Below are 24,081 nucleotides of genomic sequence, written 5' to 3' on the forward strand. Positions count from 1 at the left end.
GTGTGGGAGGGTTTGGGGGTAGAACTGGAAGGGGTGACTGTTTCAAGGATGCAACGATTCAGATGACACCGCAAGCCTGTAATCCCGGTGACACCGTTGACTCCACGGTCGGCCGGCCTTTTATGAACGGGATGAACCGCCTTCGCGGCCCAGGATTCTCCAGATGATGACCCTGAACGTCCCGATCGCAACAAACCGCCGCACCCGCTCCCCTGGCATCCTCCCATACCTGTGCAACTGATGAAGAGTCGACGCCCCGCATTCTGGATCTCGGTCTCCCTGGTGACGGTTCTGGTTCTGCTTGTGGCTTTGCGATTCAGGTCCGATCAACCGTCTTCCTCGAATGATCGCGGCGGCCGGCGCGTTCCGGTTGCGGTGGCGCCGATTGTAAAGGGCCCCATCGAGCTCAGACGCACGTTCACCGGTGCGCTGGAGGCGTATGCCTCGTTCATCGTGGCCCCCAAAGTGGGTGGAAGGATTCGCAGCGTCTACGTTGATATTTCCGATCCGGTCGATCTGGGACAGATCGTGGCGCGGCTCGACGATGCGGAGATCGAGTCTGAAGAGGCTCAGGCCGCGGCCGATCTGGCGGTGACGGAAGCCGGCCTGGTCGAGGCCCGGAGCCAGGCGGAGATCGCTTTGCGGGATCTGAAGCGACTCGATGAGTTGCGGGACAAAGGCTTCACTTCCGATTCGGAATACGAGGTGGCGGAAGCGGCGCAGATGGCGCGGGAAGCGCGGCTCAAGGTGGCGGAGGCCCAGGTGGTCCGGGCCCGGGCCGCCCTCAACGCCACGCGGATCCGCCGCGGTTATTCCAGTGTGGTGGCCGATTGGGATGGCGAGGATGCCCAGAGGATCGTGGCCGAGCGCTTTGTCGACGAGGGCGAGACCGTATCCGCCAACACGCCATTGCTGAGGATCGTTGAGATAGACCGTATCATCGCGGTCATCACCGTCACGGAGCGGGATTATGCCTCCCTGCGGCCCGGTCAGGAGGGAACGATTGTCACCGACGCCTATCCCGGTGTGACGTTCCTCGGAACGATTGAAAGGATTGCGCCGGTATTCCGGGAAACCACCCGGCAGGCGCGGGTGGAAATGCTGATCGAGAACAAGGAGCGAAAGCTCAAGCCGGGCATGTTCATGCGGGCGACCCTTGTTCTGGACCGGGTGGAGTCCGCCACCATTGTTCCTGAATCCGCACTGACCCGGCGGGAAGGGGTGGACGGGTGTTTTCTCCTCGACGATGCCCGGGAGACGGTCCGCTGGGTGGAGGTCTCAACCGGCCTCCGCGATGGCGAGCGTGTTCAGGTTTTTGGCGATGGGCTGAACGGTGAAGTCGTGGTGCTTGGACAGCAGCTTCTCGATGACGGTTCCATGGTGAGCATTCCGGAAAGCAGCGGGGCGGATCCGACGCAATGAAGCTTCCGGAATTGAGCGTTCGCCGGCCGATTTTCACGATGATGATCGCGCTCATCGTGATCGTCCTGGGCCTCTTTTCACTCCGCCGGCTGAAGATCGATCTGCTGCCCACGATCGAGTTGCCGACGCTCAGTGTCCGCACGGATTTCGACGGCGCCAGCCCGGAGGTGATCGAGAGCCAGGTCACCCAGATCATCGAGGAAATCATCGCCACGGTCCCCGGAGTCGAGGAGTTGACCTCGACCTCGCGGGAAGGGCGCAGCGAGGTCTCCGTGGTATTCAGCTGGGGGACCGATATTGATGCCGCCGCGTTGGACGTTCAGGCCACGTTGGAGGATGAGATCAATGAATTGCCGGAGGACATCGTGCGGCCACGGGTGAGCAAGTACGACGTCAACAGCTTCCCGGTGGTCATCCTCGGCATTTCGGGCAATCTCGACCCGGTGGAACTGACCACCCTGGTGGAAAACGAGATCCGCTACCGGTTTTCCCGTTTGGCCGGGGTCGCCCAGGTGGATCTGTTTGGCGGTTACTACCGGGAGGTGCGCGTCGAGGTCGATCCCGATCGACTGAAGGCACTCGGGGTTCCCCTCGGCTCGGTCATGGCCGCCCTGCGGGATGCCAATCTGGACCTGCCCTCGGGCAATATCGAATCGGGTCGTTATGAGATCACGCTGAGGGCTCCGGCGCAGTTCAGGACGATCGAGGATATTCGCGAGACCATGATCGAGTCGACGGACGGCTCGATTGTCTCGATCGGGCAGGTGGGCAATGTCGTCGACACCTACCAGTACCGGTCAAGGATCGAGCGGGTCAACGGTCAGCGTGGTTTTCGGGTGGGAATCCGCAAGCAGGCGGACGCGAATACGGTCGAAGTGTCCCGGGCGGTCCTCAAGGAGATCGAGGAGGTCAACCGGGAGTTTCCGCAGCTGCAGGTGGTTTCCGTCATCAACCAGGGCAATTTCATCGAGCGTTCCATCGAAAACGTGGCGCGTTCGGTCATCTACGGGGGCGGACTCGCCGTGCTCGTCCTGCTCTTCTTTCTGCGGAATGTTCGCAGCACGGTGGTGATCGCAGTCGCCATTCCCATCTCGATCATCGCCACCTTCGCCCTTGTCTATTTCGGCGGACTGACCTTGAACCTGATGACCCTTGGGGGGCTGGCGCTGGGAGTGGGCATGATGGTGGACAGTTCCATCGTGGTCCTGGAGAACATTTATCGCCGGAAGAACGAAACCGGGGACAGCTCTGAAGAAGCCGCTGCGATCGGGGCGGGCGAGGTCGGCGCCGCCATCATCGCCAGCACCATCACCACCCTGGTCATTTTCCTGCCCGTGGTGTTCGTTCGGGGCGTATCCGGAATCTTGTTCAAGGATCTGGCGTATGTCATCGTCTTCTCCCTGCTTTGCTCCCTCCTGGTCTCCCTCAGTCTGTTGCCGATGCTCGCTTCGAAACTGCTGAAGCATTCGAAAGCGGCGTCGCCGCGGCGGCCACCGCGCCTGGAGAAATGGAGCCGGAAAGCGGACGTCGCGTTTCACCGGCTGGATCGTTTTTATCAGGAACTCCTCCGGGCCGCGTTGAAGCATCGCTGGCCCACGGTTTCGGCCGCTTTGGGTGTTCTGGCCATAACGATCGTGCTGCTGCCCCTCATCGGCCGGGAATTCCTTCCCCCCAGTGACGAAGGCGAGGTCCGGGTCTACGGACGGATGGAAGTGGGGACACGGGTGGAGCTGGTCGATGAGCAGATCAGGAAGGTCGAGGAGGTGGTCAGGGATATGGTGCCGGAAATGGTTGCGTCGGTTGTCCGGGTGAGCGGGGGCAGCGCCGATATTCAGGCGTCGCTGGGACCGGCGGCCGGCCGGTCGCGATCGAATGTGGAAATCGCCTCGGCCCTGCGCAATCGACTCGAGGACAGCATTCCCGGCATGGAGGTCCGGGTCTGGGCCCCCCAGGGTCAATTCCTGCTCGAGCGGCTTCTCGGTGGGGGCGGGGACGGGTTCACTGTTGAGATCCGGGGTTTCGAGATCGAGACGCTCGGCGCACTTTCCGACCTTGTCCTGCAGGCGGTCGCCGACGTCCCCGGTGTGTCTGACGCGGATTCCTCCTATGAGGAGGGGGTGCCCCAGCAGGAGATCCGGGTGGATCGCGACAAGGCGGCGGCACTTGGGTTGACGGCGCGGGATGTCACCTCGATTCTCCGCACGGCAGTGGCGGGTTCCGATGCCGGGAATTTCCGGACGGAGGGCAATGCCTACCGCATCCTGGTGCAACTGGCCAATGCGAGAAAACTGACCCTCGATGAGGTCCTCGATCTCACGCTGACCACCCCCACGGGCGATCTGGTCGCCCTGAGGAACGTGGTTACCACCGGTGTCAGTCGCGCTCCAACCGAGATTGACCGGAAGGACCAGCAGCGGCTGGTCCGGGTCAGGGTCAATGTGGCCGACCGCGATCTCGGATCGGTGGCCGACGATGTGCTCCGTCGCCTCGATGCCATCCCCCGGCCCGACGGCTACACCATGATTCTGGCGGGGAGCTTTGAGGAGCAACAGAAGGCGACCGTCGAAATGCTGATCTCGATGGGGCTTGCGCTTCTCCTCGTCTACATGGTCCTCGCCTGCCAATACGAGTCGTTGCTCAATCCCCTGGTGGTCATGCTTTCCGCGCCGATGGCCGGGATCGGAGTGGTGCTCGCGCTCCTCCTGACCGGCACCACCTTCAATCTGCAGTCGGCCATCGGTTGCATCATGCTGGGCGGCATCGTCGTCAACAATGCCATCCTTCTGGTCGACCAGGCCAGTGTGTTGCATCGCGAAGGGATGAACGTCAATGAGGCGGTCGTGGAATCCGGGCGCCGCCGCCTGCGGCCCATCCTGATGACCTCGCTGACCACCATCCTCGGGTTGCTTCCGCTGGCTCTCGGAATCGGGGAGGGAGCCGATGCCCAGGCCCCCCTGGCGCGGACCGTCATCGGCGGACTGACCGCTTCGACCCTGATCACGCTGGTGCTGATTCCGGCCGTCTTTTCGCTGGTTCACAGTCGGGACCGCAGAGTCAAACTGGGGAAGGTCGGGGTGGCGGATCCGGCCTGAGTCAAGCGCGCGCCATCCGCAAAGGCCATCTCTGTCATTTCCTTCTTTCTTCCGATCCGCCAACCTCTGACCCTATGACAATGTCTTCTTCACCCGTGCGTCTGGCCTTCATCGGTCTTGGAGGCATGGGACAGGTCGCCCACCTCCGCAACTATGTCCTCGACCCGGGCGTCACCGTTGTCGCCGCGGCCGAACTTCGGCCCGAATTGGGTCGCAGGGTCTGTGAGCGCTATGGCATTCCGCGCCTCTACCCCGATCATCGTGAGCTCCTCGAAAAAGAGGAGGTCGACGGAATCGTGGCGATCCAGCAATTCACCCGGCACGGACAGATCGTTCCCGAATTGCTGAAGCAAGGGGTTCCGATCCTGACCGAGAAGCCGCTCGCCCGCTCCTGGGAAGTCGGTTCCGGGATCCTGAAGGCGGCCCAGGCTGCCCGGACTCCTCTTTATGTCGCCTACCACAAACGCAGTGATCCTGCGGTTATCCATGCGAGGAAGATCATGGCGGGGTGGCGCCAGAACGGCGAATTCGGACGCCTCAAGTACATCCGGCTGACCATGCCGCCGGGAGGGTGGCCGTCACCAAGCACCGGGTACGATCCGATGCTGCGCACCGACGAGCCCTATCCGGAACTCGAGCGCGATCCGCACGGAACCGGGCTGGACGAGAAGGCGGTGGCCCGGCTCGACGCCTTCGTCAATTACTATATCCACCAGGTCAACCTGATGCGCCACCTGATGGGGGAGGACTACTCGGTCAGCTACGCCGATCCGGCCGGTGTGGTTCTCGGGGTAAACTCGGTATCGGGTGTGTCGGGCACGCTGGAAATGGCGCCCTATCAATCGGCCAGCGAGTGGCAGGAGCAGGCCTTCATCGCCTTTGAAAAGGCCAATATCCGCGTGGACATTCCCGGGCCACTCACCGCGGACGCGGCGGGACGGGTCACGGTTTTTCGGGATCGCTTCGACGGCACCCCGCCGGAGACGCTCTCCCCGTCCTTGCCGCCGGTCCACGCCATGCGCCAGCAGGCCATCCATTTTGCCGATGCGCTGCGCGGGAATCCCACGCCGTTATGCCGGGCGGAGGAAGCGCTCAAGGATCTGCAGACGGCACGCGAATACATGGACCTCTTTCTGAAGACGACAACCTAGCGCACCCCCCATCCATGCCCATCCGCTTTTCCCGCGTTTTCCTGTCCGCCGAGGCCTTCGAGGCCGCCGGGGTCTTCGATGTTGATGGCGATGGCGTGCCTGACATCGTGACCGGCGGATTCTGGTACAAAGGTCCCGATTTCCGGGAACGGTTCCTCGTGGGTGATCGATTGCCCCGTTTCAATGACTATTATGACGAGTTTTCCGTCATCCCGATTGACGTTGACGGAGACGGACGTCTCGACTTTGTCACCGGAGGCTGGTGGGGCGGCAGCTTGAGGTGGCGGAGAAATCCCGGTGATGCAAAAGCCAAATGGGACGAGTTCACCATCGCCGACAATGTCGGCAATATCGAAACCACCCGTGCGTGGGATATCGACGGCGACGGTGAATTGGAGATCGTTCCCAATACGCCGAACAGCCCGCTCTGCGCTTACAAGCGGATCGCTCACGGTCAGTTCGCCTATCATGTCCTTCATACCAAACCTCTCGGTCACGGGCTTGGGTTCGGGGATATTGACGGCGATGGTCGAGGCGAGTTCATCACCCCGAAGGGCATCCTGAAGGCTCCGGAAGCGGGTCCGTTTTCCGGCGAATGGTCATTCTCCGAGAAATTCGAACTCGGCGGGGATGCCAGCATTCCGATTCTGGTGGTCGATCTGGACGGCGATGGAGTCAGTGAACTCATCGTCGGCAACAGCCACAGCTATGGCCTGAGCTGGTGGAAACCGTCCACCGCCACAACCGGCCGGCACACCTGGGTCAAACATCCGATCGATCCGTTCAACAGCCAGTATCACGATCTGCAATGGGCCGATATTGACGGCGACGGACAGCCCGAACTGATTACCGGGAAGCGTTACCTGGCTCATTGCGGTCGGGACCCCGGAGAATACGACGATTTGGGAATCTATATCTTCAAATGGACCGGTTCCGGATTTGCCAAGCATGTCGTCGCGTACGGACCGCCCGGGGTGGGCAAGGGATGCGGCATTCAATTCGCCCTGGCCGACCTGCGGGGAACCGGTCGCCTGGATATCGTGGCGCCGGGCAAGGATGGCCTGGCCGTCTTCTTCAATGAGGGTTCCTGAACCACCGGCCTATGCCGGCAAGACCTCTTTCAACCTGAATCAAACCAAAGTCATGCCCAAGAAAATCGCCATGATCGGAGCCGGCTCTGTCGTCTTCTGCAAGACGCTGATTGCCGACATGCTGGCCACCCCCGTGCTGCAGGACTCCGAATTCGTCCTGATGGCGCCGACCGAGACCAAGCTCCGGCGGATGGAGTCCTTCGTCAGCCGGATGATCCGCGACAATGGCTTTGCCGCAACCTGCCGGGCCACGACCAATCGGCAGGAGGCGATCAAGGATGCGGATTTTGTCGTGGTCATGATCCAGGTGGGCGGTAATGAGGCGTTCGGTCTCGACTACGAGATCCCGCTCAAGTACGGCGTCGACCAATGCATCGGCGATACCCTCGGTCCGGGCGGGATTTTCCGGGGCCAGCGCCACATTCCGGTCTTGGTGGGGATCGCTGACGACATGAAGCGGCTGGCGCGGCCGCATGCCATCATGCTCCAGTATGCCAATCCGATGGCGGCCAATTGTCTGGCTCTGGGTAGAATCTCGCCGGTGCCGTTCGTTGGCCTTTGTCACGGCGTCCAGACAACGCTCGACCTGATCGCGGGTTACTGCGGAATCGCGGACAAGCACGAGATCACCTACACCTGCGGAGGGGTCAATCACATGGACTGGTTCCTCCGCCTCGAACACCGGGGCCGGGACCTTTATCCGGAGCTGCGGGAGAAGTTCGAGCAGCCGGAGTACTACAAGAACGAGAAAGTACGCGGCGAGGTCTTCCGGCATTTCGGCTACTTCATGACCGAATCGACCGGTCACCTCTCGGAATACGTGCCGTGGTTTCGCAAGAACGCCAAGGCGATGGATCTCTACTGCGACGAACCCGCCTTTGGTGGCGAGACCGGCGCTTATTACAAGTGGGGCACGACCATGGCCGCGAAGTACGCCGTCCACGATCCGCTCGAGTTCGAAACCACTGTGATCGAAGGCCGGTCGGCCGAATACTGTTCCTGGATCATGGAAGCCGTTGCGACTGGGCGACCCTTCCGCTTCATGGGCAATGTGCGCAATGACGGCTATATCACCAATCTGCCGGCGGGCTGCTGTGTGGAGGTGCCCACCTTTGCCGACGACACCGGGCTGCGCCCCACCGTTGTCGGTGAGCTCCCGCCCCAATGCGCGGCGCTCTGCCAGACCAACGTCAACGTCCAGCAGCTGGTGGCGGACGCGGCCTTGAGCGGCGACCCGGAGCACCTGGTTCATGCCCTGGCCCTCGACCCGCTCACCGCGGCAGTCTGCACCCTCAAGGAAATGCGCGAAATGGCGGCCGAGATGCTGGAAGCCCAGCGCACCTGGCTCCCGCAGTTCGAGGGCAGGTCGATCCGCCCGACCCCGACGATCCTGATACCGCCGGACTGTGTCCCGGCCGAGGTCCCGATCGATCCTGCCCTGGCCATCCACAAGCGCTTCGGCACCCTGATCGAGCAGAAGACGGAGTAGGGCGGGGTCGGATTCTGGTTCTTCTTGACAGATCCAATCTGGACAGCTAGCTTGTTCGAATGAAGGAGATGGGTTTATTCGATGCCAAGAACCGGTTTTCGGAACTCTGCGACACGGTAGCGCGGACTTCCGAGCCGGTCCTGGTGACCCGCCGCGGCAAGCCCCTGGTGCGGGTCGTTCCGGCGACCGACGCCAAGGATGTGGGACGGTCGAGTGTCTGGGACAGTGTCAAGGAAGGGCGGGCAAAATACGGGCCCATCCAGGATGACCTGGAATTGCCGGACCGGGAAATCTGTGACAATCGCCCGAGCCCGATTGGTTGAGGCATGCTGACCCATTTACTGGATACCTCGGTCTATTCGCAGCGTTTGCGTCCGAATCCGCTGGAATCCGTAGTTGATCGCTGGAGACGACTTGGCGACTCGGCCTTGGCTGTCTCCGGTATTTGCGAGGCGGAACTGCGTTATGGCCTGGCCAAAAAAGACTCGAACCGCCTCTGGTCGGAATACCGCGAATTTCTCGAGAATCGCCTTGTTCTCCTCCCTGTCGACAAAGCCGTGGCGGATGCCTTCGGTGAGATCAAGGCGGTGATGGAGCGGGAAGGTCAGCCCAGACCGGATTTTGACCTGTTGATTGCCGCCACCGCGCGTGCCCATCGATTGATCCTCGCCACGCTCAATGCGCGTCATTTCGTGGGAATTCCCGGCTTGCAGGTGGAAGACTGGGCCCGCGCGTAAGGGGTTGTCGTGAGGGTTGGAGCACTTTCTTCGGACGTCTGCCTTCTCACGCCTCCCGGATGAATCGAGGAATCTCATCGACCGACCTGATCCGCCTGGGCCTCTCCGAGGGCGACGCCAACGGTCTGGTGGCTGCGTTCAAGGCGCTCAGGGAGCTCGAGATTCCTCCGTCGGACCAGTGGCGGCAGTTGATTGCAGGTCCGTTGTCACCGGAAGTGCCTTTTCCCGTCCATCGGTTCGTCCACGAATGGATCTATGCCGACTGGGACGAAGCGGACGGCCCGCGTCCGGCCTGGCTGCCCGGATCGGATTGTCTGGAGACCAGCAATATCGGGCGGGTAATGGGTGATCTTGGGATCGGCGACTACCGTGATTTCCATTGCTGGTCGACCCGGAATCGGGACGATTTCTGGGCGGCGATGATCGATCGGCTCGGTATCCGATTTCACGAACCGTTCCGGGAGATTCGGCTTCCGGAAAGTCCCCTCGAGAAACCGGACTGGCTCCCGGGAGCGCGGATGAATATCGCGGAGAGCTGTTTCCAGGCCGAGGCAGATGCGCCGGCGGTGGTTTTTGTCGATTCCGAAGGGAACCTCGATCGGCTTTCCTATTGCGGATTGGCACGACTCAGTGGCCGGGTGGCGAATGGCCTGACCGACGCCGGATTTGTTCCGGGTGATCCCATCGCCGTCATCATGCCGATGACCGTGGAGTCGGTGGCCATTTATCTGGGCATCGTGCTTGCGGGGTGCGTGGTGGTCTCGATTTCCGACAGCTTTGCCGCGGAAGAGATGGCCTCGCGTCTCAAGATTACCGGTACGAAGGGGGTTTTTACCCAAGATCGGCTTGTCCGGATGGGAAAGTCGATCGACCTCTATCAGCGGGTCGTCGAGTCCGTTGCGCCACCCGCCATTGTGATCGGTCGGGATCCCTCAGATTCAGTCGATTTGTTGCGCGATTGTGATCAGACCTGGAGTGGTTTCCTCAGTGATGATTCCGGTTTCGAGGCCGTGGTCGCCGATCCCGCTGCGTCGACGAACTACCTCTTCTCCTCGGGCACGACGGGTGAGCCCAAGGTCATCCCCTGGAGTCAGACCACGCCGATCAAGTGCGCAACCGATGCCTGGCTGCACCAGGATATTCATCCGGGCGACGTCCTGGCCTGGCCGACCAACCTCGGCTGGATGATGGGACCCTGGCTGATCTACGGGGCCCTGATCAATCGCGCCACGATCGCACTTTTCCCGGATGCACCGACGGGTCGGGCCTTCGGGCAGTTTGTTCAGGACGCCGGCGTCACCATGCTCGGGCTTGTCCCCAGCCTGGTCCGCTCCTGGCGGGCGAGTCGCTGCATGGAGGGGCTGGATTGGAGCCGGATCCGGGTTTTCAGCAGCACCGGTGAATGTTCCAATGCCGGGGACATGCACTACCTGATGTGGCTGGCCGGGTACCGTCCCGTCATCGAGTATTGCGGGGGCACGGAGATCGGCGGCGCCTACCTTACCGGGACGGTGGTCCAGGCCTCGGCACCCGCGACTTTTTCCAGCCCGGCCCTCGGGCTCGATTTTGACATCGTCGATGAGGAAGGCGAGTTGTCGTCGACCGGAGAAGTGCTGCTTGTCCCGCCGTCGATCGGCCTGTCGAATGAGCTGCTCAATGCCGACCATGAAGGTGTCTATTTCGGGGGGGTGCCCCCGTCAGGCGACGGCCGGCCACGCCGCCGGCACGGAGATGAGCTCGAGACACTTGGTGGCGGCTACTACCGTCACCACGGACGAGCCGATGACACGATGAATCTCGGCGGAATCAAGGTCAGTTCGGTTGAGATCGAGCGTATCCTGAACCGGGTCGACGGTGTCCGGGAGAGCGCGGCGATCGCCGTGCCGCCGGCCGGGGGCGGCCCGGACCGGTTGGTAGTCCATCTGGTGGTCGAGCCGGGAAATGACCAGACACAGGAGGCGTGGATGACCGCCTTGCAGAAGGCGATCCGGGAGCACCTCAATCCGCTCTTCCGGGTGGCGGACGTCGTCCGAATCGACGCCTTGCCCCGCACGGCCTCCAACAAGGTCATGCGCCGGATCCTGCGGACTGCCTACCAGGAAGGGCATGGTTGAAGGCAAACAATACGTAGCAGACTAGAATGGCGCTTAGTTGAGGGTGCTTGTCGTTGTTTTGTCTCGGACAACTTTTGCGGCTGGCCGGGCCTCCGGCTCGTCGAGCCTACGCCTCGGAGAGGACGTCCAGCCCTGCCACGGATGCTCTGATTTCGGTCGGTAGGGCGAGGGCCTCCGGACCCGCCGTCGACCAGCAGTCAACACCGCGTTGGCTGATCCGACTCTTTCGCCAACCAAGCGCCATTCCAGCAGGCTACGTATTGTTTCGCAATTCAAAACAAAACGTAGCCTGCTACGGTTTGTTTTCTCGTCAAGAACCCTACGTTCTTCGTTTGGTTTGGGCGGATCCGGATGTTACCTGTTCACTGGAGCAGCCGCGCCCTGCCGCGGCTTCGCGGTTCCCGGACGCGTTGACCGAGCGACGATGCTCTACCGTTGCCCGATGGATCATCATGCATGGGCAATTCGTTCGCTTCGAGGACGGATCGGCGGTCCGTCCCCACCTGCCAATGGTTCGGCCGGGCAGGGCGTGACCTCCGGGCGCGCCTCCCGTTTTCCCGGAACCTCGGCCCGATTTTGTGGATTTGCCACGGGCCGCGGATGCGCGCAACCTGCGATCATGAGCACCCATTCCTTCAGGACGGTGGCCTGCCTTGGGGCGGGAACGATCGGCAGCAGCTGGGCGACGCTTTTTGCCGCGAGGGGCGTCCCCGTGCGTCTCTACGACATCGATGGCCCAACCCTTGGCCGCGGACTGGCGCGGGCGTTGGGGAATCTTGACCGGCTGGTGCAGGCCGAGTTGCTGGGCGCAGATGAGGCCGGGATCGCCAAAGGTCACATTGCGGCATTCGATGGGCTGGAAGAAGCGCTGGACGGGGCCGATTTCATCCAGGAGTCGGTGCGCGAGGATTATGCCGTCAAGGCCGACCTCTTCCGAAGGATTGAACCGTTGATGGGCATGGATACCGTGATTGCGAGCAGTTCCTCCGGCCTGCTCATCACGCGGATGCAGTCGGTGCTCACGCACCCGGAGCGCGCCCTGATCGCCCACCCATTCAATCCGCCCCATCTCATTCCGCTGGTGGAGTTGGTTCCCGGCGCCCGCACCGACCCGGCCGTAGTGGAGAGGGTGAAGGGGTTCTTTTCAGGCCTGGGCAAGGTCCCTGTCGTCCTGCGGAAGGAGGTCCCGGGCCATATTGCCAATCGCCTGGCCGCGGCGCTCTGGCGTGAATCCGTCGATCTGGTCGCCTCGGGCGTGGCCAGCGTGGAGGATGTGGACAAGGCGCTGCGGGCCGGGCCGGGTCTGCGCTGGGCCCTGATGGGACAGCACCTTATCTACCATCTCGGCGGAGGCGATGGCGGCTACCGTCACCTGATCGAGCATATCGGTGCATCGGCCACGGCCTGGTGGGAATCGATGGCGACCTGGACGGAGATACCGGAGGCGGCCAAGGAACAGGTCATTCGCGGGATCGAGGAATCGGTCGGTGATCGCAGTGTCCAGGAACTGGCCGAGGAGCGGGACCGCAACCTGGCGAAGATCCTCAAGGTTCTGGGATCCGGAGGGCGGTAGTCGGAGGTCGGTGGACGGATGACGGTTTCGGATTGAGGCACGAAGCCTCGAAAGCCACAATTCCGTCCACTGTTTACGGCCCACCGACTGCCTTCTCCGCCTCCCTCTGCCACTCGTAGATTGAACGGACCGGGGCATGCGGGCGGTTGATATTGCCCGATGGGAGCACCTGGTTGTCGAAGTCGACGGCGGGGCGCAGGGGACCGGCCACGAGTTGGCCGACGGGTCCGAAGAACCGGTTGTTGATCAACTCGATCCCGGTGCAGTCCCTTGACCCGATGTAGATGGCTCCTGGATACGGCTCCAGCGTGACGAAGACATTGCCCTGGATGATATGGTCGAAGCTGGCGGCCTTTGCCAGGATGGCCGGACCGCGTCCCACCGTGAATCGATTGTACATGATCAGCCAGTTCTCATTCATTCCGCCCATCCAGAGGCCGACCTTGGGGGAGGAAATGTCGCAGTTGTAGACGACATTGCGCGGGCCGTTCGGGCCGTGCCCGGTGTCCTCCGGCCCGGAGGCCCAGCCGCCGTTTCCGTAGGAACCTCCGTCCTGGGAAGAGCTGACGACAAGCTCCTCGAAGAGGTTCTCATTGGTCCAGCCGGCATGCCATTGGGCATCGCTGTTGTTGAACTGGCTCCTGCGGATGACATTTCCCGAAGAGGACCACTGGAGAACCGGGGCATGGCGCATGTCAAAGGTGGTCACGTTTTCCATCAGGCAGTCGAAGGAATGTTCCCAGCCGACGTAGCCCGAACCGCCGCTGTTGTACCAGACCCGGTCAAAGGTGGAATCGCGCACCTCGCTCCGTTTGGCATGGGGCATGTAAAGCGGCTTGTAGCCGGCGTGAATCACCTCGATGCCCCGGGCCCAGCATTCCCAGCCGTATTCGAAGACGATTCCGTGGATCATGGCTTCCTCCTCCTGCTCCAGACTCAGGTCTTCGATGCCACTGCGGATCATGGGGGTGAGTTTCTGCAGGTAGGCTCCCGCATCGGTCGGGAAAAGCAGGCGCAGCGGCTCTCCGATTCCGATTCGATCGCCCTCCACGGAGATGACATCGTATTGATTCGCCCGGTAATCGCCGCCGCGATGCGCATTGCGCGTCATGGCATTCCATTCAGGGGTGGTCGGAGCGTGCAGGTAGATGCGGTCGCCGACCTGGAGGCCGTGACCGGTCGTCACTGAGAGAATCGAGTCACCCCTCTGACCGTCCGCGGCCAGCAGGATGGGTTGGCCGACCTGCCCCGGCCTTGGAAAAGGATCATCCCGAGGAACCCTGGGCCCGGGCAGCCGGGATGGCCTGATCGGTGACCACCACCCGGGCGGTGGTGGAGCGGACGGAGCCGTCGCGATAGGTCACTTCGGCGGTCAGAACGGTCGGTCCCGGCTGCACCGAACCGGTCAGGGTGGTTCCCGGAAAGCGAAACTCGATCTGGGTTTCCCAGAGGCCGGGCCGGTCGATCTTCTGGACTACCTGATCGCCTGCCTTGATCCGGAGTTGAACCAGACCTTTCGGGTCGGCCCAGACGTAGAAGAAGGTATCCGGCCCGATGGAGTCACCGGTGTTGAAGCCGCGCAGTTCGGGTGAACGCCCCCGCATGGAAAAGCGGGAGACGATCCTTGTTCTTCCTGCGCCGGCGCCGCGGATGACCACGTGGTCGGCCGTCACCCTGATCGGTCGGTCCAGATGGTAGGTGCCGGCCGGGATCAGGAGTACGCCACCGCCCGCCGACTCGACCGCATTGATGGCATCCTGAATGGCAGGGGAGTCGTCGATCCCATCACCGGGAACCGCACCGAAGTCGGCGGCGTTGTGGGTGCCCGCCAGTTCGGGAATGCCTCCCGGGATGCCCACATGCCGCCAGTTGGGGTAGGCGATGCCATCGGGTCCGATCACATCGGCGGGAGTGATACGATCCGTTTCGTGCGCCCGGATCTTGTAGGTGGCCTTCCATGGAGGCGCGTCATGGTCGTCGAGGATCGGACCGAAGTAGATCTTGTCGAGGTAGCCGTTCAGACCCCAATCGGCGGGACGCATCGCCCAGGCAGAGCGTTCGGCGACCAATTGGCCCTCCTTGTCGTAAAGCTGCAGCAGGGTGAAACTTGGGGCATCTGCCTGGGGAACGCTCTTTTTCTGGGAGAACTCGATGACCCCGTCTTGAGGGGTCGCCTCGAAATCGAGGCGGAGCACCTTGCGGTTTCCCACCCGGCGGAAGATGCAGACCTCATCGGCGACTACGGCATCGTTGATCAGGATATCAAAGACCCGCATGAGCGGGGCATTCATGTCCATTTCGGTGTATTCGAGGCGGAGGGTGCAGGGCTCATCACCCAGACCCGAGATGCGGAACCCCATCTCGCCGGCCCAGCTGCTTTGATAGATTTCCTGGCGATCCCAGGGAACGCCTTCGACCTCCATCCGATGGCGGTGAAAGTAGGTGGGATGACCGGTCAGGGTGATCTCGATGGGGTCGGGCCAGTCCTTCCTGGGCGGCTGGACGTGTTCGCTCTGGGCGAGGACGGAACCGGATAGCAGGCAGGTCAGGGCAACCCACCGGACGAAAGGGTCTGGGAAAGCCATGCCCGATCCGACCACGATCGGGGGAATCCGTCAAAGGTTCTCAATCGACGGGCTGTTGCAAGAGTGCCCAGACGGGTTCGATGTATGTCCGGGCGCGGCATTTCCTTTTGGGGCCGCGCCTGGATCCTGTGCCGACCACACCTTTCAAGCGGTGGCGCCGCCGCGCCCTCAGCCGGTGCTCAAGGCACCGAATTGCAGATCGATGCTGTCGCGCCAGACTTCAGCCAGGGCTGGTTCGACGGAGGCGATCTTCCTGGCCCTGGCCTGATTGGTCAGGTTCAAGGCCGCGATCCGGTAGGCCTCGCCGTAGGTCGGGAAATTGAGAATGTTCTCCAGAAAGACGGAGACGTCATTTCCGTTGATCAGGGCCATTTCGCCGACGTGGATCAGGTCGGTGGCGCCATCGCCGACGATCTGGACGCCGAGCAGCTTGCCGCCCTCCGGACCGGTCACGAGCTTGAGCATGCCGTTTCCATGGCCCGCGATGTGGGCACGGGCCACCTCGGAGAAATCGGCTCGGCCAACCAGGGCACCTCCATGGCGCTCAATGACCTGGGCTTCCGTCAATCCGACGCTGGAGAGTTCAGGGACCGCGTAGATCCCGATCGGGACAAGATCAAAGGGCGCGCCGGGATCGATTCCCAGGGCATGACAGACGGCACGGCGTCCCTGCTCCATCGAGGTGGATCCGAGGGCCGGGGGTCCGATGACGTCGCCGACCGCGAAGATATTGGAAACGGATGTCCGGTAGTGATCGTCGGTCTGGATCACTCCGTATTTCCCCTGGGTCACTCCGATTTCCGCCAGATTGAGGTCTTCGACGTTGGCCGAACGACCGAGCGCGCAAAGCATTTTCTCGCTCCGGATCACCTCGCCGTCCCGAAGGGTGGTGGCGACGTCGCCCAGGCGTCCCACTTCGACCGAGTCGATGGCGCGGTTGCCCAGCCAGACGCCGCCGTGATTGGCGAACTCCTCGAGAAAGCGATCAACCAACTCGGGATCGAGAAATCCGAGTGGTCGGGGGCCCCTGTCGATCATGGTGACCTGGACGCCCAGAAGGGAGAAAATCGTCGCGTATTCGGTTGCGATGACCCCGCCGCCGACAACGGTGAGTGACTTGGGCAGGTAGAGCGTGCTCAGGATGGAGTCGCTGTCGAGAATGCTCTCGTGGTCGACCGGGATCTCCGGCGGGTTTCGCGGCCGTGATCCGGTGGCGATCACGATGGTTTCCGCCTGAAGCGAGGTGCGCTTGCCCTTTACGGACTGGACTTCGACCGTGTGGGTGTCGAGCAGGCGGCCACGTCCGCGGAAAAGGCGGATGTCATTGTCTGCGAAGACGGAGCTGATCAACCGGTCGTGTGCGGCCAACACGGAGTCGAGCCGGGTCATCAGGGTGGCGATTTCGGTCTGCCCGGTCATCTTCACGTCGAGAAAACCCGCGCTTCGCTTGACCGCGAGGATGGCCAGGGCCGCTTCGCGGAGGGTCTTGCTCGGAATGGTGCCGGTGTAGACGCAGGCGCCGCCGACCTTCGGTTCGCGCTCGACCAGGGCCACTTTCAAACCGGCCTTGGCTCCCTGGACGGCCGCCTTCTGCCCACCGGGCCCGCTGCCGATCACGATCAGGTCAAAATGGTTGTCTTCTGTGTTCATGACATGAATACGGTTGCGGATTTCTCGAGGGCTTCCCGACGAGCGAGCACCGCCTCGACATCGTCGGGGTAGAAGTTGAGCGGTTCCCAATCCGGAAACCCGCGGAGGGTGTTTTCGTCGACCGGTTCAGGGTCCACGACGCAATCCGCCAGACTGGCGGCAAGTCGGGTCATGCGTGACTCATCCTGAAAGGCCGGTGCGCTTTCGGGGTCGGGATGGTGGAGCGTGGTGAGGCGGACCTGTTCGGGCAGATCCCACGCCTGCATGACGAGATCGGCCGCCCGGGTGTGATACTGATTCACGAGCCCTTCGATGTCGGTCTCTGTGATCTGGCTCCGGCTGTCTGCCTGGAGATTGCAGATGAGCCGGAGGGCCACGGGTTTGCCGATGGAGTGGAGAAGACCGCAGAGGAACATGGCTTCCACATTGCGACGTTTCTGGCGGGCCAGTTCCTTGGCGAATCCTCCGGCTATAAAGGCATGGACGAGCAGTTTTTTCCTTAGGGATTCGTAGCCGGGAGTGCGGAAGTTCTCGCCCATCAGGCAGGCGGTCACCGCGATCTCGCTGAGCAGGGTCATCCCGAGGCGCATGACGGCCTGCCTCAGGGAAACGACGGGTTCGCCCACGCAATAGGCCGCGGAGTTGGCAATCCGGAGGACATTTCCGGCCAATGACTGGTCCTGGTGGATGAGATCGGAAAGATCGGCAACGTCCGCGTTTGGATCATTCGCCATGGTCATGACCCGGGCGGCCACCTGGGGAAGGACCGGCAGAGCAACCACTCCCGACTGAAAACTGGACTCGAGTCCCGTGCGCAAGGCGTTGAGAGAGAGTCCTGTCAGGCTCGATGCGACGGTCATGGGTAGGGGTGTTTGGGTGAACAACCGGAGACCCCTAAATCGGCAGCTTTCCCCGGTGATGAAGGGAAGTCTTCAAGGTCGTGGTCGGAGGTGACTCCGAGTTCCTTGTTCCAGGAGGACCTCGAACGGAGCTTGTTCAGGTTCCGGCCAGAAAGTCCGTGCAGGCCACGTAGACCCCGGCGGCCCAGCCCATCATCGGGGCGGCCTCGTATTCGCCGCCGGCGATCTCTCCGGTTTCCGCATCGGTCTTTTCCCATAGTCGTCCGGTCTGCTCGAAGAGGCGGGTATGGGTTGCGACGTGTTTGGATGCGAGGCGCCGCGCGTCGGTTTCATGGCCGTAGCGCCGCAGGCCGGCGATGAGCATCCAGGTCATCGAAGGCCAGACGTTGGGGTAGGCCCATTGGTAGTCGCGGCAACCCGGAACCTCGGTCGTGTAGGCCATGCCGTGATCGCGCTCAAACAGGGGGAGGTTGGCGACCAGGCGGTCGGCCTGAGCCGGAGTGGCAAAACCGCAGAAGAGGGTCTGGTAGCCGGTCAGGGCCGGCACGGCTGACTGTCGCCGGTGGACGAAGTCGTAGTCGAGGAAGAGGCCCTGTTTCTCATCCCAGAAATAGCCATTCATGCGCTCACGGCGGGCGGCCTGGCGGTCGAGCCAGAGCGCGTGATCGCCCCATCCGAGCCGTTGGGAATAACCGGCCAGGATGGTTTCGTATTCAAAAAGCAATGCATTCAGGTCGACCTGGGAGAAGTCAAGGCAGCGCCGCCCGAAGCGCGGGGTAAAATCGCAGGTAGCTTCCGCCTCGGCGAGGTAGTGGCTTCCGATCCGGACCTTGTCGGCGTAGGGGGCTTCCCTGGACAGGAAGGGGAGGCGCCTGGAGATGTCGTCGTGAAACCGGGCACAGCCCTCGTCGGTTTCATGGTGGCGGTGTTGGGAAAGGCCGATCGGGCAGTGGCGGGCGGTGATCCAGAAGTTGTATTCCTGGCGCAGGCCATCGGCGCAGGCGACGAAGAAATCGGGATCGGCTTCCGGTCCGCCGACGTGGGTGAAATATTCGGTCACCATCCGGCAGAGATAGGGCGACTGGGACCGGTTGTGGAGGGCCACGTGGTTGGGCATGTAACCCTGGCGGCGGATGAGCCAGAGCATGTTGCGGATATTGTCCTTTGCCGTCCCATCATGCCCGTGGGCGAGAAGGCCGAGGTTGGTGAAGTAGGTATCCCAGTAAAAAAAGAAGGAGAATGTACCTTCACCCCGGATGCACGGCGAAGTGTAGGGGTAGGGGAGGTCGTCGCCCTTGTAACCGGATCCGTTCGCATCCCGGTAGATGGAGCGTTCCCAATTGGCTTTGATGTACTCGAGGACGGGCTGGGTGTTCACTTGTGTCCCGGGTGGGTAGGGTCTTCCGGAGCGCGTCAACCCGCGCTTCAGTCCGCGCCCCGTCCCCGCCGGCGGTTGCGGACGGCATAGACGGTGACGTTGTTTTTCCTGGTTTTTTCGACCTCGAAGAGATCGATGGCGGAGAACAGATCACTCAGTTTGCTGAACCCGTAATTTCGGGAGTCGAAGGATCCCTGGTTGGAGATATGGGAGCCGACCGGTCCGAGCCGGGCCCAGCCGTCTTCGTCGGCCGCCGCCTCGACGGCATTGCGCAGGACGGTCATCAGCTTGGTGTCCTGCTTCAGCTGACTGGCGGTGGACGCGGTGTCCTTCTTGGCTGAGCGGATCTTTTCGGGATCATCGAGAAAGAGGAAGCGGGTGCAACTGTTGACGAACGGGGAGGGTGTTTTCTGGGCGCCGAAGCCGATCACTTTCTTGCCATCCGTCCGGAGTCGGAGAATCAGAGGAGTGAAGTCACAGTCGGAGGAGACCAGGCAGAAGGTGCCGACATTCTTTGTGTAGAGGATGTCCATGGCATCGATGACCAGGGCCATGTCGGTGGCGTTCTTCCCCTTGGTGATATCGAAATGCTGTACCGGCTGGATGGCGTATTCGTGAAGCACCTTTTCCCAGCTGATCAGCTCGTTTTTCTTCCAGTTTCCGTAGGCGCGCCGGATGTTGACCACACCGTAGGTGGCGAGCTCCGCGATGATGAAGTCAATTCTTGCCGCGGGTGCGTTGTCAGCATCGATCAACAGGGCGATGCTTTCGTTGGGTGATTCGGGAGGGGTCATGAGCGATAATATGTGAATGGAAGCGGGAATCCTCGTATCCAATTGGAGTATGGCGAAAGGGGGCCTCTGCGCGATCCTGAACTCAGGATCCCATCGGTTTCAGGCCCGGCAGGTCCGCCTGGATGAGGAGTCTTGCCTCCCCCGGATCAACGGACGCAGAGAATGACGATCCCGGTGCGATGCTGGCGGTCGTTTGGAGGATGATCTCCTTGCCCGGCACCCGGTTGGTCACGAGTTCGACCTGACCGTCGTGAGCGAAGACGCAACCGACCAGGTTGATCGAGGTCCGGCCGTGATCGCCAAGGGCACTCTTCTTGAGGAAACGGATACCGTTTTGCCGGATGGTCGAATGGGCGATGGTCAACACATCGACCGGAGTGTCGATGGAAACCAGGTCGACCGGAGCGTCATGGAGCACCCGGATCGAATCCAGGGTGATCTGTTCCTGGATCGGGATCTCTGCGCCGGGATAGTAGGATCGGCTGTAGCGGTCGTTGTCGAAATGGACGGAGAAGGCGATCCGCGGCTTGCTCAGAAAGATATCCCTGAAAGTGATATTCCTGACTCCCGCGGAATGGACTCCGTCAGCCTGGACGACTCCCCAGTTGATGCCGTCGAGGATCTGCGCGCCGCTCTCATGGGTGGGTCGGGTCAGGGATTTCCAGGTGGTGCCATCCGGTTTGGCCTGGACACGGTAGAGGCGCCCCTCGGAGACGACCGAATCGGAGTTCTGAACCTCCATGGTCGCAGTCCAGTCAATCCAGGCGCCCGCGAGAATCCGACAGAAAAAACCGATCGGCTCCTTCTCATCCGGCAGATCGTGGCAGTTCTCGATCACGCCGTCCTCGATCCACCCGAGTTCAGGATTGCCCGAAGCGTAATCGTGCCCGTTGAGGGCAACGGCGTCATCAAAGGTTTTGAAGACACCGTTGCGGATGGTGAATCGGCGGCCCCGTCCCAGGTGGACCCCATCCTTGTCGCCGGTCACCCTGACATCGTCGATGATGATGTCCTCGAAGGTGCAGACGTGGATGGCGAATTGGGTTTTCCCGAGGTCGAGGCAACGAAAACGGGTGACCCGTAGATCCCTGACGTAAGAGAAGGCGAGCTGGCCACGGAGACCGTAAATCTCGCTCATGGCATGATCGAGGCCGTTGACGATGACGTGGAGGCCGTCGACAACGATATTCCGGTCCCAGGTGCGGGTCAGGGCACCCCGATTGAGCAGCACATGGGTAAATGGTCCCTGCTCGTTGACCTTCTGAATGAAGACGCCGGTCCCAAAGCGGACCGCCGTATCGCTGCCGATCAACACGGTTGCCGCCAGCTTGTAAGTGCCGGGGCGGGTCACCGTGATGGTTCCGCCCTGGTCGAGGGCGCGCTGAAGAGCCGCGGCGTTTTCAAGGCCGGTTGCGTCGGGTGAAAAGCCGAACGCCTCGGCCTGACCTGACCCGGTTTCGATGGATTCAGATGGCATGGCTCGGATTTTCGGACGTCCGTAGACACCTGTCGACGCCCGAGTCGACCGTGCGGTAGCCCTCGAGGCGGGTGTTTATCGAACCCGATCGATCGTTTTGACCCTTTCGCCCGAACACGGATCATGGAGGCGGAACATCCGTATGAATCGACTCACACCACGCGATCGGGTTGAGACGGCCCTGCGGGGCGGGTGCGCGGACCGGATTCCGTTCACCATGTATGAATGCATGATTCCCCAGACGAGGGCGGAGCGTGAAATGCGCAACCGGGGCATGTGCATTGTCGACCGCCGTGCGGTCTTCAGGACGCATTGTCCGAATGTGAAGGCCACGGAGGAACGGATCCGTGAAGGTGGTCGGGATCTTCTGCAGGTTCACTACGAAACCCCGGTCGGAACGGTCCGTCTCCTGCTCGAACCGGCCGGTTTCACGACCTGGGTTCACGAGCGGATGTTCCGCTCCCCGGACGACTACAAGGTCATCGAGTTTCTCATCCGTGACGAAGTCTACGAGGAGGATTACGCGGCCTACGCCGAAGCCGAGAGAACATCGGGGGGAGACACCATCCTGAGAGCGCAGATCGGACTCGAACCGCTCCAGCAGCTGATCTCCGGGCGCATGATCGGCATGGAGACCTTCTGTCTGGAGTGGATGGAGCGGAGGGACGAACTCCTCAGGCTCTACCGCGCCCTGGTGGAGAAGCGGCGCGAGGTTTACGAGCTGGTGGCCGCTTCGCCCGCCCTCCATGCGAACTACGGGGGGAACGTGGTCCCCGAAATCATCGGTCCCGAGGTGTTCTCCGAGTATTACCTTCCTCACTACGCCGAGGCGGCCGAAGTCATGCACCGGCACGGGAAGCTGATCGGGTGTCACTTTGATGCGAACTGCCGGATGCTGGCAGAGGCGATCGACGGAACCGAGCTCGACTACATCGAAGCCTTCACTCCTTCTCCCGATACGGATATGAGTGTGGCCGAGGCACGGGCGGCGTGGCCGGACAAGGTCCTCTGGATCAATTTCCCGTCATCGCAGCATCTCCTCAATGATGCGGAGGTCGAGGCGATCGCCTTCCGGCTGGCCGGGGAAGCCGGGGATCCCCGGGGATTCCTCATGGGAATCACCGAGAATATCCCTCTTGACCGCTGGCAACACAGTTGTCCGGCCATCATGGACGGGCTGGAACGGCATTTCCGGGAACGAAGGTCCTGTTATCCGGGTGGGGACGCGAACTGTCAGAGTGTAACGACGGGGCATTCGGTTGAGTGATCCGGTGACCCCGTTTTGGGGTCCTGCAACTGCCGAAGCTATCTTCAGGCTTCCGGGGAATCCCGATCCAAATCCGTTGCCCTCCGCCTGCAATCGAGTGAGAATACCTCCAGTCCATGAACCTCGATCACTTTCCCAGCTACTCCGAGTTCGATCCGCTCGCGCCGGTCTGGTGCGTCACGCCGGAGCGGACCGGCTGTATCCACCGTTTCTTCGACACCTCGCCTTTCAGCCCGTCCGGGCGCTACCTTGCTGTCTTTCAGATGCCCTTTGAGGACCGACAACCGGAGCCGGGCGATGTCGGCCATATCGTGGTTGTGGACCTGGAGACCGGAAAGGACCGGGTGGTGGCAGAGACCCGCGGCTGGGAACCGCAGATGGGGGCCAACCTGAACTGGGGCGGATCCGATCATGAGTTGTTCTTCAACGACGTCGATACGGAAACCTGGCAGCCCTTTTCCTGGAAACTGGATCCGCTCACCGGTGAGCGCAGGAGGATGCAGGGCACGGTCTATCATGCGTCACCGGACGGACGGTGGCTGATTTCCGCCAACATGACCACCATGCGCAAGAGCCAGCCCGGCTATGGCGTAAGGATCCCCGTTGGGAACGCCCGACGCAACGTAGGGCCGGCCGCGGACGATGGTTTCTACCTGACGGATACAGGGACCGGGGAGGTGCGTTTATTGGTCTCGATCGCCGAGATCCTGGAACAGGCCGATCCGCCCGTGCGGATAAACGATCCCGCCGGTTTCGAGATCTACGGCTTTCACAGCAAGTTCAATCCTCAGGGAGATCGCCTGATGTTGAGCATCCGCTGGTTTCCCGCGAAGCCGGAGCCGCAGTGGGATCTTTTCAAGACGGATCGGCTTGCGGTCCGGATGGCTTGGATCACGGCGGACCTGAACGGTGGGCCGCTTCATTGTTCGGTCGGTCCGGAGGAGTGGGTGAAAGGTGGGCACCACGCGACCTGGTTTCCCGATGGGAAAAGGATCTCGATGAACCTGAACATCGACCGGGAAGGGCTGCGTTTTGTCCAGGTCAATGCCGACGGAACGGATCTTCGCAAGATCCTGGATTCGGTCCCAGGTTCCGGGCACCCCACGGTTCATCCGAATGGCACCCATATCCTGACCGACACCTACACCCATGAACCGACGGCCTACGGAGACGGGACGATTCCCCTGCGCTGGGTGAACCTGGAGACAGGGAAGGAGCAGGTGATCGTCCGGATCAATACCGCCCAGCCGATCGACGACGTGGTCCTGCGGGTCGACCCGCATCCGGCCTGGGACAGGACCTGGCGCCATGTCGCCATCAACGGGTTTGTCGGAGGAACCCGCCGGGTCTTTATCGTCGACATGCGGAACCTGGTCGAATGATTCCGCCCGATGGCCGGTC

At 61.9% G+C, this 24,081-nt stretch carries 18 protein-coding genes; 11 read left to right on the forward strand and 7 right to left on the reverse strand.

Features of this window, described 5'->3' with window-relative positions:
- The first annotated feature begins 240 nt into the window (after window positions 1-240).
- The 9 genes from R3F07_16795 to R3F07_16835 all read left to right on the forward strand — a co-directional run bounded on the left by R3F07_16795 (window position 241) and on the right by R3F07_16835 (window position 12,669).
- Window positions 241-1,422 carry an efflux RND transporter periplasmic adaptor subunit gene (locus R3F07_16795; GenBank protein ID MEZ5278042.1) on the forward strand — a complete coding sequence of 394 codons (1,182 nt, stop codon included), beginning with the start codon at window positions 241-243 and terminating at the stop codon, window positions 1,420-1,422.
- The gene (locus tag R3F07_16800) at window positions 1,419-4,514 is read left to right on the forward strand and encodes an efflux RND transporter permease subunit (protein MEZ5278043.1); all 3,096 of its coding nucleotides are present in this window, start codon (window positions 1,419-1,421) and stop codon (window positions 4,512-4,514) included. The genes R3F07_16795 and R3F07_16800 overlap by 4 nt, the downstream gene beginning before the upstream one ends.
- Before the next feature lie 80 nt (window positions 4,515-4,594).
- Window positions 4,595-5,665: a Gfo/Idh/MocA family oxidoreductase gene (locus R3F07_16805; GenBank protein ID MEZ5278044.1), complete on the forward strand. Its 1,071-nt coding sequence runs from the start codon at window positions 4,595-4,597 to the stop codon at window positions 5,663-5,665.
- A 14-nt stretch (window positions 5,666-5,679) separates the two neighbouring features.
- Window positions 5,680-6,756 carry a VCBS repeat-containing protein gene (locus R3F07_16810; GenBank protein MEZ5278045.1) on the forward strand — a complete coding sequence of 359 codons (1,077 nt, stop codon included), beginning with the start codon at window positions 5,680-5,682 and terminating at the stop codon, window positions 6,754-6,756.
- 52 nt (window positions 6,757-6,808) lie between these two features.
- A complete protein-coding gene (gene melA / locus R3F07_16815) occupies window positions 6,809-8,245 on the forward strand; it encodes an alpha-galactosidase (GenBank protein MEZ5278046.1) in 1,437 nt (478 codons plus the stop codon).
- Window positions 8,246-8,313: 68 nt separating this feature from the next.
- Window positions 8,314-8,568, forward strand: coding sequence for a type II toxin-antitoxin system Phd/YefM family antitoxin (locus R3F07_16820; protein MEZ5278047.1), 255 nt, complete (start codon window positions 8,314-8,316; stop codon window positions 8,566-8,568).
- 3 nt (window positions 8,569-8,571) lie between these two features.
- The gene (locus R3F07_16825; GenBank protein MEZ5278048.1) at window positions 8,572-8,982 is read left to right on the forward strand and encodes a type II toxin-antitoxin system VapC family toxin; all 411 of its coding nucleotides are present in this window, start codon (window positions 8,572-8,574) and stop codon (window positions 8,980-8,982) included.
- Window positions 8,983-9,041: 59 nt separating this feature from the next.
- On the forward strand, window positions 9,042-11,096 hold the full coding sequence (locus R3F07_16830) for an AMP-binding protein (GenBank protein ID MEZ5278049.1): 2,055 nt from the start codon (window positions 9,042-9,044) through the stop codon (window positions 11,094-11,096).
- A gap of 619 nt (window positions 11,097-11,715) precedes the next feature.
- Window positions 11,716-12,669: a 3-hydroxyacyl-CoA dehydrogenase family protein gene (locus tag R3F07_16835; protein MEZ5278050.1), complete on the forward strand. Its 954-nt coding sequence runs from the start codon at window positions 11,716-11,718 to the stop codon at window positions 12,667-12,669.
- Window positions 12,670-12,742: 73 nt separating this feature from the next.
- Here the strand turns inward: R3F07_16835 and R3F07_16840 are convergent, their stop codons facing one another.
- The 7 genes from R3F07_16840 to R3F07_16870 all read right to left on the reverse strand — a co-directional run bounded on the left by R3F07_16840 (window position 12,743) and on the right by R3F07_16870 (window position 21,413).
- The gene (locus R3F07_16840) at window positions 12,743-13,855 is read right to left on the reverse strand and encodes a right-handed parallel beta-helix repeat-containing protein (protein MEZ5278051.1); all 1,113 of its coding nucleotides are present in this window, start codon (window positions 13,853-13,855) and stop codon (window positions 12,743-12,745) included.
- Between the two features lie 79 nt (window positions 13,856-13,934).
- A complete protein-coding gene (locus R3F07_16845) occupies window positions 13,935-15,254 on the reverse strand; it encodes a glycosyl hydrolase family 28-related protein (GenBank protein ID MEZ5278052.1) in 1,320 nt (439 codons plus the stop codon).
- A 168-nt stretch (window positions 15,255-15,422) separates the two neighbouring features.
- Window positions 15,423-16,904 (reverse strand): Si-specific NAD(P)(+) transhydrogenase, encoded by a 1,482-nt coding sequence (gene sthA, locus R3F07_16850; protein MEZ5278053.1) that lies wholly within the window; start codon window positions 16,902-16,904, stop codon window positions 15,423-15,425.
- Window positions 16,901-17,764, reverse strand: a complete 864-nt coding sequence (locus R3F07_16855; protein ID MEZ5278054.1) for an HDOD domain-containing protein — start codon at window positions 17,762-17,764, stop codon at window positions 16,901-16,903. Before R3F07_16855 ends, sthA begins: the two co-directional genes overlap by 4 nt.
- A gap of 136 nt (window positions 17,765-17,900) precedes the next feature.
- Window positions 17,901-19,142 carry a trehalase family glycosidase gene (locus R3F07_16860; GenBank protein ID MEZ5278055.1) on the reverse strand — a complete coding sequence of 414 codons (1,242 nt, stop codon included), beginning with the start codon at window positions 19,140-19,142 and terminating at the stop codon, window positions 17,901-17,903.
- 47 nt (window positions 19,143-19,189) lie between these two features.
- Window positions 19,190-19,936 carry an NYN domain-containing protein gene (locus tag R3F07_16865; protein MEZ5278056.1) on the reverse strand — a complete coding sequence of 249 codons (747 nt, stop codon included), beginning with the start codon at window positions 19,934-19,936 and terminating at the stop codon, window positions 19,190-19,192.
- A gap of 82 nt (window positions 19,937-20,018) precedes the next feature.
- Window positions 20,019-21,413 carry a hypothetical protein gene (locus R3F07_16870; GenBank protein MEZ5278057.1) on the reverse strand — a complete coding sequence of 465 codons (1,395 nt, stop codon included), beginning with the start codon at window positions 21,411-21,413 and terminating at the stop codon, window positions 20,019-20,021.
- 142 nt (window positions 21,414-21,555) lie between these two features.
- Here R3F07_16870 and R3F07_16875 point away from each other — a divergent pair, with 142 nt between their 5' ends.
- Both R3F07_16875 and R3F07_16880 read left to right on the forward strand, forming a co-directional pair.
- Window positions 21,556-22,680, forward strand: coding sequence for a hypothetical protein (locus tag R3F07_16875; GenBank protein ID MEZ5278058.1), 1,125 nt, complete (start codon window positions 21,556-21,558; stop codon window positions 22,678-22,680).
- Window positions 22,681-22,796: 116 nt separating this feature from the next.
- The gene (locus R3F07_16880; protein MEZ5278059.1) at window positions 22,797-24,062 is read left to right on the forward strand and encodes a hypothetical protein; all 1,266 of its coding nucleotides are present in this window, start codon (window positions 22,797-22,799) and stop codon (window positions 24,060-24,062) included.
- Window positions 24,063-24,081 lie beyond the last annotated feature (19 nt).

It is taken from the genome of Opitutaceae bacterium, assembly GCA_041395105.1.
GTDB lineage: Bacteria > Verrucomicrobiota > Verrucomicrobiia > Opitutales > Opitutaceae > B12-G4.